General features: G+C 70.1%; 10 protein-coding genes. 6 read left to right on the top strand and 4 right to left on the bottom strand.

Features of this window, described 5'->3' with window-relative positions; all coding sequences use genetic code 11:
- The first annotated feature begins 166 nt into the window (after window positions 1-166).
- Complete coding sequence (locus tag ACFY1E_RS10375) at window positions 167-712, top strand: hypothetical protein (RefSeq protein WP_389073720.1); 546 nt, start codon at window positions 167-169, stop codon at window positions 710-712.
- 9 nt (window positions 713-721) lie between these two features.
- Here ACFY1E_RS10375 and ACFY1E_RS10370 read toward each other — a convergent pair whose 3' ends face one another.
- Complete coding sequence (locus tag ACFY1E_RS10370; protein ID WP_389073718.1) at window positions 722-1,789, bottom strand: O-antigen ligase family protein; 1,068 nt, start codon at window positions 1,787-1,789, stop codon at window positions 722-724.
- A 245-nt stretch (window positions 1,790-2,034) separates the two neighbouring features.
- Between ACFY1E_RS10370 and lnt the strand changes: the two genes are divergently transcribed.
- The 4 genes from lnt (at window position 2,035) to ACFY1E_RS10350 (ending at window position 7,075) form a co-directional block, all read left to right on the top strand.
- Complete coding sequence (lnt, locus tag ACFY1E_RS10365) at window positions 2,035-3,645, top strand: apolipoprotein N-acyltransferase (protein ID WP_389073715.1); 1,611 nt, start codon at window positions 2,035-2,037, stop codon at window positions 3,643-3,645.
- A 68-nt stretch (window positions 3,646-3,713) separates the two neighbouring features.
- A complete protein-coding gene (locus ACFY1E_RS10360) occupies window positions 3,714-4,193 on the top strand; it encodes an NUDIX domain-containing protein (protein ID WP_389073713.1) in 480 nt (159 codons plus the stop codon).
- A 54-nt stretch (window positions 4,194-4,247) separates the two neighbouring features.
- Window positions 4,248-5,048 (top strand): 3-hydroxybutyrate dehydrogenase, encoded by an 801-nt coding sequence (locus ACFY1E_RS10355; RefSeq protein WP_389073710.1) that lies wholly within the window; start codon window positions 4,248-4,250, stop codon window positions 5,046-5,048.
- Between the two features lie 77 nt (window positions 5,049-5,125).
- The gene (locus ACFY1E_RS10350; protein WP_389073708.1) at window positions 5,126-7,075 is read left to right on the top strand and encodes a helix-turn-helix domain-containing protein; all 1,950 of its coding nucleotides are present in this window, start codon (window positions 5,126-5,128) and stop codon (window positions 7,073-7,075) included.
- Window positions 7,076-7,115: 40 nt separating this feature from the next.
- On the opposite strand, the gene ACFY1E_RS10345 is transcribed toward ACFY1E_RS10350, so the two are convergent.
- From ACFY1E_RS10345 to ACFY1E_RS10335, 3 genes are all read right to left on the bottom strand, one after another.
- The gene (locus ACFY1E_RS10345; protein WP_389073705.1) at window positions 7,116-8,501 is read right to left on the bottom strand and encodes an MFS transporter; all 1,386 of its coding nucleotides are present in this window, start codon (window positions 8,499-8,501) and stop codon (window positions 7,116-7,118) included.
- A 363-nt stretch (window positions 8,502-8,864) separates the two neighbouring features.
- Window positions 8,865-11,054, bottom strand: coding sequence for a catalase/peroxidase HPI (katG, locus tag ACFY1E_RS10340; protein ID WP_389073703.1), 2,190 nt, complete (start codon window positions 11,052-11,054; stop codon window positions 8,865-8,867).
- A gap of 257 nt (window positions 11,055-11,311) precedes the next feature.
- Window positions 11,312-14,065: a SpoIIE family protein phosphatase gene (locus tag ACFY1E_RS10335; protein WP_389073701.1), complete on the bottom strand. Its 2,754-nt coding sequence runs from the start codon at window positions 14,063-14,065 to the stop codon at window positions 11,312-11,314.
- A 191-nt stretch (window positions 14,066-14,256) separates the two neighbouring features.
- Between ACFY1E_RS10335 and ACFY1E_RS10330 the strand changes: the two genes are divergently transcribed.
- Window positions 14,257-15,351 (top strand): PP2C family protein-serine/threonine phosphatase, encoded by a 1,095-nt coding sequence (locus ACFY1E_RS10330; RefSeq protein WP_389074879.1) that lies wholly within the window; start codon window positions 14,257-14,259, stop codon window positions 15,349-15,351.
- Window positions 15,352-15,586: the final 235 nt, after the last annotated feature.

Raw genomic sequence — 15,586 nt, 5'->3', positions numbered from 1 at the left:
GCGCCTGCCCCGGCGTACGAGGAGGGCAGGCTCCTGCAGGCGGTCACTCCCGCACGGTGACCGAAAGCCGCGAAACGGACGCCTGTGGTCCGCGATCGGCAACGTCGGCATGGTCACACTCCGCGACTCGGTGCCCGCGCAGCGAAACCTGAGTAACCTCGTAGCCATGAGGGACCACCCCCACGGCGAGAAGGCCAAGCACCCCGACGTCTGGACCGGGCACGCCACCAAGCGGGTCCAGTGGCTGCCGGCGCTGGCCGGCGCGGCCGTCATGGCGCTCGGTATCGAGCTGGCCGTCGACTCCGCCTGGACGTCGGGCATCGCCCCGCTCGTCATGGCCGTCGTCGGCTGCATCGCCGCCGGGCTGCTGGTCCTCTTCGGCACGCTCGCGTTCCTGCACGTCGATCTGAAACTCGACACGGAGTGTCTCGAGGTGCGCTGCGGCCACATCGGCGTGCCGCGCCGCCGCATTCCGCTCTCCCATGTCGCGGGCGCCGAGTTCGCCGAGCACGTCAACCCGCGCCACTGGGGCGGCTGGGGCTACCGCTGGCGTCCCGAGAAGGGCACCGCGGTCGTCGTGCGGCGCGGCGAGGGTGTCGTCCTGCGGCTGTGGGACGGCCACACGTTCACGGTCACCGTGGACAACGCCGAGACCGCAGTACGGGTCATCAAGGACCGGCTGCGTCCGGGCACGACCGGCGCACTGCACTGAGCAGCCCCGTCACGGTGTGAGCCGGTCACGGCGCGCTCGTACGGCCACCTGCCGCTGAGGTGACCCGTCGGTCAGCGGCCTGGCCGTGGCCAGGCCCGCGAGGAGGCCCGCGCCGACCGACACGGCGGTGAAGCTGAGCGCGTTGCCGACCGTGGCGATCGTCGCGAGTCCCGTCAGGGCCGCTCCGGCAGTGAGTACCACCGGCGTGGGCCGCGAAGAGCGCCACAGCCCATGCAGCACCCAGCAGAAGGACGCCCCCAGCAGGACCACCCCGACGACGCCCTGTTCCGACGCCTGCTGGAGCAGCGCCGAGTGCGGCTTGCCGTCGGAGAGCAGGGTCCCGCTCGCCGTCGTGCTCAGTTCACCGAAACGCTCCGGGCCCACGCCCAGGGCCGGGTTGCGGTGCGCCATGTGCAGGGCGTCCTGCCACAGCTGGACACGGTGCTCGGTGAGCGGGCCGTCCAGGGACGTGATCAGTCCCGCGGGCAGCGAATTTCCCGCGACGGCCCAGGTCAGACCGGTGACCAGGGCCGCGGTCAGGGCGAGTCCGGTGATGCCCGCACCACGGCTGTGCATTCGGCCGGCCGCCAGCGAGCACAGCAACACGGCGCTGCAGATGACGAAACCGCTGATCGAGCCCAGGAAGGCCGCGGTCACGGTGATGCCGGCCGCCAGCGAGCCCATGAGGAACCGCCCGCCCGGCGAGTCGGCGGCCCAGGCCGCGCAGCACGCAGCACCCACGCACAAGGTCAGCAGAGCGGCAGTGGCACCGGCGTGTCCGAGCGGCGTCACGATCTGCGGCCCCGGGGCGAGGTGCGGCACGGCGACCGCCAGGCCCAGCCCGGCCAGCGCCCCGGCACACGGCGCAGCCACCGGCAGCAACGCCCCGCAGATCCGCCCCGCGGCATAACCGGCCGCCACGGCCAGCACCGCGAGCAGCACACCCTCCGGGCGGCCGTCATGCACGGTCGCCGTGACCAGCGACCAGGTGGCGCACGCCCCGAGCACCACCACACCCACCGCGTCGGAAACGTTTCGTCTCTCGCCGACCTCCCCCGGACCGGCTTCAGACGTCATCCCTGTGGAACCCACCCCGCCCCCCGAACCGGACCGAAGCCCCCCGACCTCGAACGACCCAGGCCGCCGAGGCCGTGACCGGCCGCGCGACTGTGGCTGGGCACACCGTAACCGCTGATGGACGTTTTGTGGATGAGTTGGACCGAGTTGCGCAGGAACGATACGGCTCCCGCGCGGACCGGCGCCCCGTGCCGCCCCCTGGACCGCGCTGTCCGCGTCGAAGTCACGCGCCGTACACTCCCGGAGTGACCGTCACCGCAACCTCCGTGGACGAGTCGGACCAGTTGCAGCCGCAGAGCGCGCCCGCATCGCGCCCGGCGCGCCTCGTACGCTTCGTTCCGGCCCTCGCCGCGGCGCTCTCCGGAGTGCTGCTCTACGTCAGTTTCCCGCCCCGCACCCTGTGGTGGCTGGCCGTTCCGGCCTTCGCCGTCTTCGGCTGGGTGCTGCGCGGCCGCACCTGGAAGGCGGGCCTGGGCCTCGGCTACCTCTTCGGCCTCGGCTTCCTGCTGCCGCTGCTGGTGTGGACCGGCGTGGAGGTCGGCCCGGTGCCCTGGCTGGCTCTGGTGGCGATCGAGGCGATCTTCGTCGCGCTGGTCGGCGCGGGTGTCGCCGTGGTGTCCAAGCTGCCCGCGTGGCCGGTGTGGGCGGCAGCCCTATGGATAGCCGGCGAGGCGGCACGCGCGCGCGTGCCGTTCAACGGCTTCCCCTGGGGCAAGATCGCATTCGGTCAGGCCGACGGCGTCTTCCTGCCGCTGGCGGCGCTCGGCGGCACCCCGGTCCTCGGCTTCGCGGTCGTCCTGTGCGGCTTCGGCCTCTACGAGGTCGTACGCCTCGCCCTGGATGTGCGGCGCACTCGTGACGTCCAGCGGTCGGCCGCGGCCGTCGCCCTGCTGAGCGTGGCCGTCCCGGTGGTCGGCGCGGTCGCCGCCCGCTCGCTGGTCAGCGACAAGGCCGAGGACGGCTATGCGACCGTCGCCCTCATCCAGGGCAATGTGCCGCGCTCCGGACTGGAGTTCAACGCCCAGCGGCGTGCCGTGCTCGACAACCACGCGCGCGAGACGATGCGCCTGGCCGCCGAGGTCAAGGCGGGCAAGACGCCCAAGCCCGACTTCGTGCTGTGGCCGGAGAACTCCTCCGACGTCGACCCCTTCGCCAACGCCGACGCGTACGCCGTCATCGACAGCGCGGCCAAGGCGATCGGTGTGCCCATCTCGGTCGGCGGTGTGGTCGAGCGGGACGGCAAGCTCTGGAACGAGCAACTCCTGTGGGACCCGAAGAAGGGCCCCACCGACAGCTACGACAAGCGGCAGATCCAGCCGTTCGGCGAGTACCTGCCGCTGCGCTCCCTGATCGGCGCGATCAACAGCAACTGGACCTCGATGGTCCGCCAGGACTTCAGCCGCGGCACCAAGCCGGGCGTGTTCAGCATGGACCACGCCAAGGTCGGCCTGGTCACCTGCTACGAGGCCGCCTTCGACTGGGCCGTACGCTCCGAGGTCACCGACGGGGCGCAGCTGATCTCCGTGCCGAGCAACAACGCCACCTTCGACCGCAGCGAGATGACCTACCAGCAGCTCGCCATGTCGCGCGTGCGCGCCGTCGAACACAGCCGGACCGTCACCGTGCCGGTCACCAGCGGCGTCAGCGCGGTCATCATGCCGGACGGGAGGATCACCCAGAAGACCGGCATGTTCGTCCACGCCCACCTGGTGCAGAAGGTGCCGCTGCGCTCCTCGGAGACGCCCGCCACGCGAGTGGGCATCCTGCCGGAGATCGCCCTCGTGCTGGTCGCCGCTGGCGGCCTCGGCTGGGCGATCGGTGCCGGTCTGCGCGGGCGGCGCGCCCGGAATGTGTAGCCGTACGCCCGGCGCACGCCCCATGAGGTGCGCCGGGACCGGGACACCGGCCCCTTAGGGTCGGTGTCATGCCTACTCCTGACTTCATCCGCGAGATCCGGGCCTCCGCAGGCCACCAGTTGCTCTGGCTTCCCGGCGTGAGCGCCGTCGTCTTCGACGACGAGGGCAGAGTCCTGCTCGGGCAGCGTGCGGACAACCACCGGTGGGCGCTGATCTCCGGTATCCCGGAGCCCGGTGAGCAGCCTGCCGCCGCACTCGCGCGGGAGGTGGAGGAGGAGACCGGCGTCCGGGTCGCCGTCGAGCGGCTGGTCAGCGTCCGGACCGGACGGCAGGTCACCTACCCCAACGGCGACATCTGCCAGTTCATGGACCTCTGCTTCCGCTGCCGCGCCATCGACGGCGAGGCCCGGGTCAACGACGACGAGTCCTTGGCGGTCGGCTGGTTCCCGCTGGACGAGCTGCCGGCCATGACCGACTACCACTACTTCCGGATCAAGCAAGCCCTGTCCGACGAACCCACATGGTTCGAGCCCATGAGTTCCGAGTGAAGTATGGGTGATGAGCACATGTGGGAAGGCGGGGCTGCTGCCTAGGGTCGAGACATGACCCCGCCCAGCGCCCTCCCGGCCCCCCACGCCCCCTCCCTCGACCTCGGCGGCCGCACCGCCCTCGTCACCGGCGCCGCCGGCGGCATCGGCCGCGCATGTGTGCTGCGCCTCGCGGCCGCCGGGGCCAAGGTCAGAGCGGTCGACCGGGACGCCGAGGGCCTGGACACGTTGGCCGAGCAGGCCCGGGGCCTCGCGGGCACGGTCGAAGCACACGTCCTCGACCTCACCGACCTCGACGCCGCCGAACTCGCGGCCGCGGGCACCGACGTGCTCGTCAACAACGCCGGGCTGCAGCTGGTGCGTCCCATCGAGGAGTTCCCGCCCGAGGTCTTCCACACCGTGCTCACCGTGATGCTGGAAGCACCCTTCCGCCTCATCCGCGGAGCGCTGCCCCATATGTACGGCCAGGGGTGGGGCCGTGTCGTCAACGTGTCCTCCGTCCACGGACTGCGGGCCTCGGCCTACAAGTCGGCCTATGTGGCCGCCAAACACGGTCTGGAGGGACTGTCCAAGACCACCGCCCTCGAAGGCGCACCCCACGGCGTCACCTCGAACTGTGTGAACCCCGCCTATGTGCGCACCCCCCTGGTCGAGAAGCAGCTCGCCGACCAGGCGCAGGCGCACGGCATCCCCGCGGAACGCGTCCTGGCGGAGGTGCTGCTGCAGGACAGCGCCGTCAAACGGCTCATCGAACCGGAGGAGGTCGCCGAGGCCGTGGCCTACCTGTGCAGCCCCCAGGCCTCCTTCGTGACCGGCACCTCGCTCGTCCTCGACGGCGGCTGGACCGCGCACTGACCTGGGCAGGCAGCAGTGCATCGGCAAGTTGTCCACAGGGCTGACCAGGCGGCCTCGCAATGAGCAATCCTGTGGGCATGCCCCGCGATCACGTGCAGTCCGCCGAGCGCACCGACGCCGAAGGCGCAGCTGGTGCCCTCACCGGCGCCGAGACGCCGTTCCTTCAGCTGCTGGCCAGAGGCGCGTCCGCCGACGCCTACGAGCAGCCGGTGCTGCTGGCGCGCGCCGAGGGACGGCCCGCCGAGGCGATCGACGCGCTCGAGCACGCCAAGCTGCTCGCGCTGCGGGTGCGCGCGGAACTGGAGGGGCGCCGCCGCCGCGAGGCCGAGCTGTCCGCACTCTTCGAGACCGCCCACGACCTCGCGGGCCTACGGGACCTGGACGCCGTACTGCAGGCGATCGTGCAGCGCGCCCGCTCCCTGCTCGGCACCGACGTCGCCTACCTCAGCCTGAACGACCCGGAGCGCGGCGACACCTACATGCGGGTGACCGAGGGTTCCGTGGCCGCCCGCTTCCAGCAGCTGCGGCTCGGCATGGGGGAGGGGCTCGGCGGGCTCGTGGCCCAGACGGCCCGCCCGTACGTCACCGACGACTACTTCAAGGACGACCGCTTCCAGCACACCAACACGATCGACAACGGTGTGCGCGACGAGGGCCTGGTCGCCATCCTCGGCGTGCCCCTGATGCTGGGCCACCACGTCATCGGTGTCCTCTTCGCGGCCGACCGGCGCGCCCGGGTCTTCGAACGTGAACAGATCGCGCTGCTCGGCTCGTTCGCGGCACTGGCAGCGGCCGCCATCGACACCGCCAACCTCCTCACCGAGACCCGCTCGGCCCTGGCCGGCCTGGAGCGCGCCAACGAGATCATCCGCGACCGCAGCGCCGTCATCGAACGCGCCTCCGACGTCCACGACCGGCTCGCGGAGCTGGTGCTGCGCGGCGGCGGGGTCCACGACGTGGCCGCGGCCGTCTCCCAAGTCCTCGACGGTACAGTCGAGTTCACCGAGGCGAGTGACGCCCCGGCGGCGCCTCTCGAGGCATCCCGGGCCGAGGGGCACGCCGTACGGCACGAGGATGACTGGATCGCCGCCGTGGCCGCGGGTGGCGAACTGCTCGGTGCGCTCGTCCTGCGCGGCCACCCCGGCCTCGACCCCGTCGACCAACGCACCCTGGAACGCGCGGCGATGGTCACCTCACTGCTGCTGCTCGCCAGACGCTCGGCAGCCGAGGCCGAACAGCGCGTGCGCGGCGAGCTGTTGGACGACCTCCTCGACGCCCGCGACCGCGACCCACGCCTGCTGCGTGAGCGCGCTTCCCGGCTGCACGCCGACCTCGACGCCACCCACGTCGTACTCGCCGCCCGACTCGACGGCACCGCCCCCGACGCCGACACGGAGGCCGACGCCCGTCGCCGCCTGTGGTCCGCCGCCTCGCACCTCGCCGCGACCCGGCACGGGCTGGCCGCCGCCCGCGACGGCGGCACCGTCCTGCTGCTGCCGCTGGCCCCCGGCGACACCGCCACCGACCTGGCTCGCCGTACCGCCCGCCAACTGGGCACGGCGGTCCACGAGGCGGTCACCGTCGGCGCCTCCGCCCCCGTCCAGGACCTCGCCGCCCACCCCGACACCGCGGCAGCCGCCTACGCCGAGGGCCGACGCTGCCTGGACGCCCTGCGTTTGCTGGGCCGCTCCGGCGACGGGGCCGCAGCCGAGGACTTCGGCTTCCTCGGCCTGCTGCTGGCCGGGGACCGCGACATCGCCGGCTTCGTGGACCGCACGATCGGCCAGGTCGTCGCCTATGACGAACGACGCGGCACCGACCTGGTGCACACCCTCGACGCCTACTTCACCTGCGGCATGAGCCCGGCCCGCACCAAGTCCGAACTGCACGTCCACGTCAACACGGTGGCGCAGCGCCTGGACCGCGTCGCCCGCCTCCTGGGCGACGACTGGCAGGACCCTGCCCGCGCCCTGGAGATCCAACTCGCGCTGCGGCTGCACCGGTTGTCGGCGCGCGCACAGCACTGACCCCCGTACGCGAGGCGTACGGGGGCGGACTGACGACGGGTCACACGGTGCGTGCGTCCGCCGCCGGGGCAGTCGCAGGCTCCGTGCCCGCGGACGGTTCGACATCCGCCAGGTCCCGCTGACGGGTCTCCTTGGCGAGACCCACCGCGAGGACCGTCAGCAGGGCCGCGGCGATGACGTACAGGGCGATCGGGGTGGAGCTGTCGTAGTCCTCCAGCAGTGCGGTGGCGATCAGGGGTGCCGGGGCGCCCGCCGCGACCGAGGCGAACTGGGCGCCGATCGAGGCGCCCGAGTAGCGCATCCGGGTCGCGAACATCTCGGAGAAGAAGGCGGCTTGGGGTGCGTACATCGCACCGTGCAGCACCAGACCCACGGTGACCGCGAGGATCAGGTTGCCGAAGCCACCGGTGTCGATGAGGGAGAAGAACGGGAACATCCACAGCCCGACGCCGACCGCGCCCAGCAGATACACCGGACGCCGTCCGACCCGGTCCGACAGTGCGCCCCACGCCGGGATGACCGCGAAGTGCACGGCCGACGCGATCAGTACGGCGTTGAGCGCGGTCTGCTTGGAGACGCCGGCCGAGGTGGTGGCGTAGACGAGGATGAACGCGGTGATGACGTAGTAGCTGATGTTCTCCGCCATGCGCGCGCCCATCGCGACCAGCACGTCCCGCCAGTGGTGGCGCAGCACGGACACCAGCGGCAGCTTCTCCGCCTCCGCGTTCCGGTCGGCCTTGCGGGCCTCGGCCTGTGCCAACGCCTGCTGGAACACCGGCGATTCATCGACAGACAGACGAATCCACAAACCGACGATCACCAGGACTCCGGAGAGGAGGAACGGGATCCGCCAGCCCCAGGTCCCGAAGGCGTCGTCCGAGAGCAGGGCCGTCAGCAGGGACAGCACACCGGTGGCCAGCAACTGCCCCGCCGGCGCGCCGGTCTGCGGCCACGAGGCCCAGAAGCCACGCCGCCGGGCGTCCCCGTGCTCGGACACCAGCAACACGGCCCCGCCCCACTCACCGCCCAGCGCAAAGCCCTGAATCAGACGCAGAGTTGTCAGCAGCACGGGCGCGGCTGCGCCGACCGTCGCGTGCGTCGGCAGCAAACCGATCGCGAACGTCGCCCCGCCCATCAGCAGCAGACTCAGCACCAGCAGCTTCTTGCGCCCGATCCGGTCGCCGTAGTGGCCGAAGACGAGCGCACCCAACGGACGGGCGGCGAACCCGACGGCGTACGTCAGGAAGGACAGAAGTGTGCCGACCAGGGGGTCCGAGTCCGGGAAGAACAGCTTGTTGAAGACGAGCGCGGCGGCGGAACCGTAGAGGAAGAAGTCGTACCACTCGATGGTGGTGCCGATGAGGCTGGCGGCGACGATGCGCTTGAGGTTGCCGGCTGGTGGTGGAGCGGTCGTTGCGAAGGCCATGTGCGCCACTTCCTCGCGTGCGGTGGGGACGGGTACGTGTTGGCACACCGTAGGAAGGCGCAGGTCAGGGGCACATGTGGTGGGACGACATAGTTCGGGGCCCGGCTATGCGTCGAACCACCATGACGGCTCACGGAGCGGCGGCTGAGAGCAGGTCCGAGAACCCGCGCCACCGCGAAATCCTCGACGTGTTCGTCGAGATCCAGGAACTCGACCGGCAGCTCGCCGAGTTCGCCGACGCCGAGCTGCCCGGCGTCAGCCTGGCGGCGGGCACGCGTTCTGCCGCTGGAGTGCGCGTGCCCACCGTGGGAGCGTCGCGGGGGCTCTGTGCTCTCCGCGTCATCGCCCGACCAGGACATCGGGTCAGGAGAGGTCGAACCGATCGAGGTTCATCACCTTGTCCCACGCGGCAACGAAGTCACGCACGAACTTCTCTCCCGCGTCCTGGCACGCGTAGACCTCCGAGACGGCCCGAAGCTGGGAGTTCGAACCGAGGATGAGGTCGACCGCGGTGGCGGTCCACTTGAGCTCGCCCGTGCCGCGGTCCCGGCCTTCGTACACGTTCTCGTCCGAAGTCGATGTCTGCCACTGAGTGCCCATGTCGAGCAGGTTGACGAAGAAGTCGTTGGTCAGTGTCTCCGGCCGGTGCGTGAAGACGCCGTGCGGGGATCGCTTGAAGCCGGTGTTCAGGACCCGCATGCCGCCGATCAGCACCGTCATCTCGGGAGCGGTCAGCGTCAGGAGGCTGGCGCGGTCCAGCAGGAGGGTCTCCGGCGACAACTTCTCTCCCGTCCGGAGGTAGTTGCGGAATCCGTCGGCCCTGGGTTCGAGCACGGCGAACGACTCCACGTCGGTCTGTTCCTGCGAGGCGTCCGTGCGCCCCGGTGCGAACGGGACCGTGATGTCGTACCCGGCGTTCTTCGCGGCCTGCTCGACGGCCGCGCACCCGCCCAGGACGATCAGGTCGGCGAGCGAGACCTTCGTTCCGCCGGCATGCGAGAGGTTGAAGTCCTGCTGGATCTGCTCCAGCTTCTGCAATGTCTCGGCCACCTCGGGCAGGTGGTTGACCTCCCAGTCCCGCTGCGGTGCGAGCCGAAGCCGTGCCCCGTTGGCCCCGCCACGCTTGTCGGTGCCGCGGAAGCTCGCCGCCGCCGCCCAAGCGGTGGTGACCAGCTGGGAGATGGACAGTCCCGAGGCGACGATCCTGCTCTTGAGTGTGGCGATGTCCTCGTCTGTGACGAGTTCGTGATCGACCTCGGGGACGGGATCCTGCCACAGTTGCGGCTCGGGAACCCACGGGCCGAGGTAGCGCGCGACGGGTCCCATGTCGCGGTGCAGCAGCTTGTACCACGCTTTGGCGAACGCCTCCGCGAGCTTGTCCGGGTTCTCGTGGAAGCTCTTCGCGATCGGGCCGTAGACCGGATCCAGCTTCAGCGCGAGGTCCGTCGTCAGCATCATGGGAGCGTGCCTCTTCGACGGATCGTGAGCGTCGGGCACCGTGTCCTTGGCCGAAGGGTCCGTGGGAGTCCACTGTTTGGCACCGGCGGGGCTCGTCGTCAGCTCCCAGTCGTACCGGAACAGGTTGTCCAGATACCCGTTGTCCCACCTCGTCGGCTCGGTGGTCCATGCGCCCTCGAGCCCACTGGTGAGCGCGTCGGCGCCCTTGCCGCTGCCGTACGTGTTCCGCCAGCCGAGGCCTTGCTGCTCGACGGGGCAGGCCTCGGGTTCCGGACCGATGTACGCGGGATCGACGGCACCATGACACTTGCCGAAGGTGTGACCGCCGACGATGAGTGCGACCGTCTCCTCGTCGTTCATCGCCATGCGCCCGAATGTCTCGCGGACGTCCCGGGCGGCGGCGATCGGATCCGGGTTGCCGTTGGGCCCCTCCGGATTGACGTAGATCAGTCCCATCTGCACCGCACCGAAAGGCGTGGCGAGTTCCCGGTCGCCGCTGTAACGCTCATCTCCGAGCCAGGTGTCCTCGGGCCCCCAGAAGATTTCCTCGGGTTCCCAGATATCCTCTCGCCCGAAGCCGAACCCGAACGTCTTGAAACCCATTGATTCCATCGCGCAGTTGCCGGCGAAAACCAGGAGGTCGGCCCAGGAGATTTTCCGGCCGTACTTCTGCTTGACCGGCCAGAGCAAACGGCGCGCCTTGTCGAGACTCGCGTTGTCCGGCCAGCTGTTGAGGGGGGCGAAGCGCTGAGCGCCGCTGCCGCCACCGCCCCGGCCGTCGGCGATCCGGTACGTGCCCGCCGCGTGCCAGCTCATCCGGATGAAGAGCGGCCCGTAGTGGCCGTAGTCGGCAGGCCACCAGTCCTGCGACGTCGTCATCACCTCGAAGACGTCCCGCTTCAGCGCGTCCACGTCGAGGGTCGCGAACTCCTTCGCGTAGTCGAAGTCCTCGTCCATGGGATTGGAGAGGGACGAGTGCTGGTGGAGAATCTGAAGGTCCAGCTGATTCGGCCACCAGTCCCGGTTTGTCCTGGGCCGAGTCGGCGTGGGGGTCGGTGAGGGGATTACTGGGTTCTCGCTTTCGCTGCCTGACACGTCCGTCCTTCTTTCTGTCTCCGTGTTTCCACGCACAATGCCGATGATGTGTGTCGGCGTCCGTATGGTCGCGCACCGCACACCGCACCGCTACGAAACACGCAGAGCGCCCCGCATGACAGACGTGCGACGAGCGGCTGCTTTCTGCTCCCCGGACCTTTTTGGCGCAAAGACCTTCTGGCGCAAACCGAATCCGGGTTCCCGGATATTCTGACCGCAAACCGTCGGAGAAATGGCCGGGAACTCACGCCGGCGCCTCACGTCGGGGTTCCCGGGCCGGCCGCCTCCTCGCCAGGGGGCGTCGCCACGTCGGCCGGTGCCGGGACGGGCTGCTGGACGGCCTTGGGCAGAGCCTGTTCGGCCCAGATCACCTTGCCCTGCGGGGTGTACCGGGTGCCCCAGCGCTCAGCCATCTGCGACACCAGGAACAGGCCCCGGCCGCCCTCGTCCGTGGTCGCGGCGTACCGCAGGTGCGGTGAGGTGCTGCTGCCGTCGGACACCTCGCAGATCAGCGTACGGTCGCGGATCAGCCGTACGTGAAACGGCTCGGCGCCATAGCGGATGGCGTTGGTGACGAGCTCACTCAGGACGAGCTCGGTGGTGAAGCCGAGTTCCGACAGGTCCCAGGCGTCGAGCTTCTCGGACACGGCGTCGCGCATCCCCGCTACCGCCGCCGGGTCCGGCGGTACATCCCAGTCGGCGATCCAGTCGGGTGGCAGTTCCCGCGTGCGGGCGACGAGCAGGGCGACGTCGTCCTTGGGGCGCTCGGGGAGCAAGCTGTCCAGCACGTCCTGGCAGGTCTCCTCGGGCGGCCGTCCGGGGTGGCCCGTCAGCGCATCGCGCAGCAGTTCCATTCCCCGATCCAGGTCGCGCCTGCGGTCCTCGATGAGGCCGTCGGTGTACAGGACGAGCTGGGTTCCCTCCTCGAGGCACAGCTCCGCGGTCTGGAACGGCATGCCGCCGAGGCCGAGGGGCGGGCCGGCCGGCACGTCCGGGAAGGTGACGGTTCCGTCGGGCTGGACCAGTGCGGGTGCCAGATGACCCGCACGCGCCGTGATGTAGCTGCGCGTCACGGGGTCGTAGATCCCGTACAGGCAGGTGGCACCCACGAGGCCTGCGGCACTCTCGGCCGCCTCGTTCTGGTCGATGCGGCCGACCAGGTCGTCCAGATGGCTCAGCAGCTCGTCGGGCGGCAGATCGAGGGCGGAGAAGTTGTGCACCGCGGTCCGCAGTCGACCCATCGTGGCGGCGGCGTGGAGGCCGTGGCCGACCACATCGCCCACGGCCAGTGCCACCCGGCTCCCCGGCAGGGGAATGACGTCGAACCAGTCTCCGCCCACGCCCGACTGGGCGGGGAGGTAGCGGTAGGCGATGTCGAGGGCGTTCTGCTCGGGCACGGCCTGGGGGAGCAGGCTGCGTTGGAGGGTGACTGCCAGGGCGTGCTCACGGGTGTAGCGGCGGGCGTTGTCGATGCTTATCGCGGCACGGGCCACCAGTTCCTCCGCCAGCGACAGGTCCTCCTCGTCGAAGGGCTGACGTGGTCGCGCGCGCCAGAAGTTGGCCATGCCCAGCACGACGCCGCTGGCCTGGATGGGGGCGCTGATGAGGGAACGGATGCCGTAGCCGATGATCGCCTCGGCGCGCCCCGGGTCCTGCACGCGCCAGCCCGTGGCCGTCGGCAGATCGCTCACCAGCTGGGAGCGGCCGCTGCCGTAACCGCGCGCCTGGGGCGTGGAGGGAAGGTAGTCGAAAAGCCGCCCCTGTTCGGAGAGCGGATGGTCGTCCCGGATGCCGCGCACGGCAGCGCGTCGCATGTCCTTCGCCGTGGGCGCCGGCTCCTCGCCGTGCAGGACGGCGTCGGCCAGGTCCACAGTGACGAAGTCCGCGAAGCGCGGAACGGGGACGCGCGCCAGCTCGTCGGCGGTGCGCATCACGTCCAGGGTGGTACCGATGTGGAGTCCGGCGTCGTACAGCAGTCTGAGCCGTTCCCGCGCCACATCTGCCCTGCCGGTCACCGCCTGCAGTTCGGTGGTGTCGCGCAGCGTCACCACCGTCCCTTTGGGGCCGCCCTGGCGATCCGTGGGCCGCTGGTTGACCGCGAGCAGCCGATCTCCGGCGAGGTGCACCTCGTCAGTGGCCTCGTGTCCGGAGGCGAGAAGCGCCTTCGTCTCGGGATCGAGGCCCGGCAGATCCGGGACAAGCCGTCCCTCGACGTCCGGGGGCAGCTCCAGCAGTCGTCTGGCTTCGTCGTTCGCCAGCATCAGCCGCCCGTCGGCAGCCACGATCAGCACCCCTTCCTTGACGGAGTGGAGCACCGTGTCGTGGTGCTCGTACATCAAGGTCATCTCGTCCGGGGCCAGGCTGTGTGTCTGCCGCCGCAGCCGTCGGCCCACCAGGACCGTCACACCGGTGGACAACGCGAGCGCCCCGGCCCCTGCCCCCAGGATGATCGGTAGTTGGCGGTCCACCTGACTTTCGACGTTCTTGACCTTCATCCCGGCCGATACGAGGGCCACCACGTTGCTGTCGGCGTTCTTGATCGGGACCGTGGCCTGCACCTCGCGACCGAGCGGGCCCTTGACGCTCTCCACGTAGACCTTCCCCGCCAGCGACGGCCCGATCTTGCCCACGAACCGTTTTCCGATGCGGTCCGGCAAGGGGTGCGTGTACCGGATGCCCTTGGTGTCCATGACCACGATGAAGTCGACGCCGGCGGCCCGGCGCGCCGCCTCGGTGAGCGGCTGAAGGATTTTGCTCGGCTCCGGGGCCCGCAGTGCCGCCAGGATGCCTGGTGAGTGTGCGAACGTCTGCGCGACGGCCGTGGAGCGGCGTTTGGCCTCGGCGCTGGTGTCCCGCTCCGACTGCAGGACAAGGGCAAAGACGCCGGCGGTTACGAGCAGCACCACCAGGGCCACCTGGAAAACCAGCACCTGCCCGGCCACGCTTCGCGTGCCCTTGCTGATCAGCCCCTTTGATGAGAGGCGCCGAAAACGGGCGAAACGACTCGCCATGCGACCTTTCTAACACCGGTGATCCCCAGTGGCCAGGCCTGCCTGTCCTGCTCTTGCTCGGCTGACTTCGGGTGTCTGTGTGGTCATGCGCGGTATGGGCCGGTCCTCCGGGCCCCCCGATCGCTCGCGTGCGGTGCGTGACCTCCACGCGCCCGATGTCCGCTCAGGTCGATATGATGCATTTTGTGATCATGCTTGGGCGGCTGTGGCGCCGTCGTCCTGCCTACGGCGGCCGATGGGAAGCTGCCCGGCTGTCGCCCGTGATCCTGACCGTCCTCATCGCCGGCCTGGCGTTCTCCACACCCAGGGAAATCGCCGTCAGCCGCCTTCTGCCCGCCGCACCCGCCCTTGCCGCCGCGATGTGGCCCGTGCTGCCCACGATCCTGTTGGGCGCGTTCTGCCTGCTGACCATGATCGTTCTCAGCTTCTTCTACACCGATCTGGGGACGCAGTACACGTCGGCCGCGATCATCGCGGTCACTTTGGCGGCCGCGTACGCGAGCCATGTCCGGCTTCAGCGAGAGGAAATACTCTTCCAGGTCCGGCTCGTCGCCGACGCGGTCCAGAAGGTGCTGCTGCGCCCGCTGCCACGCCGCATCGAGGACGTCGAGATCGAGTCGCTGTATCTGGCGGCCCAGGAGCAGGCCCGGGTCGGCGGCGACTTCTACGAGGCGATCGGTACACCGCACGGGGTCCGGCTGCTCATAGGCGACGTACGCGGCAAGGGCATGGCCGCGGTGGGGGCGGCCTCGGCGGTGATCAGCTGCTTCAGGGAGGCCGCGTACGACGAGCCCGACCTGCAGGGCATCATCCAACGGCTGGAGACCACCATCACGCGCCACAGCGCTGCGTTTCCCGTCCAGGACCAGTCGGAGCACTTCGCCACCGCTCTCCTCGCCGAGATCCCGTACGGCGGCGGCCACATGCGACTGCTCAACTGCGGGCATCCCCCACCGCTGATCGCTCACCGTGGGCAGGTCCGGGTCCTCGAGCCCACCACCCCCTCGCCGCCCCTCAACCTCGCGGAGCTGGTCGGTGACCGCTACTGGGTCGACATCGTCGCCATCGCCCCGGGTGACCGGTTGCTGCTGTACACGGACGGCGTATCGGAGACCCGGGACCACACGGGCCAGTTCTTCCCGCTGTCCGACTGGATGCGGCGGCAAGGCCTGCAGCAGCCCCGCGAGATGCTCGACCGGCTGCACAGAGATCTGCTGCAGCACAGCGGCGGAAGGCTCGACGACGACATCGCCGCCCTCGCGCTGAAGTGCTCTCGGGGGCCGTAACGGGAGGAGCTGTGGGGCGTCGTGCCACGGGCCCGCCGGCTTCGGCTGCACGGACCTCCGGCGGGCGCGCCCCTGAGCGTTTGTCCAGGATGAGGAGAAGCCAGATCTGACCGTGGCTGCCGCGCCGTTCCTCTGGAACCGGACAAGGTCGTACAGGCCGCCTGCACGGCAAAGATGTATGAACGATGCCAAGTCGTACGTGGTCAAGGTGACCGAACTGATGCCGGAACCGGTA

The sequence above is a fragment of the Streptomyces sp. NPDC001604 genome, from assembly GCF_042893475.1.
Classification (GTDB): Bacteria; Actinomycetota; Actinomycetes; order Streptomycetales; family Streptomycetaceae; genus Streptomyces.
Note: the sequence above shows the minus strand (reverse complement) of the source record. Positions and strands in the feature narration are given on the sequence as shown.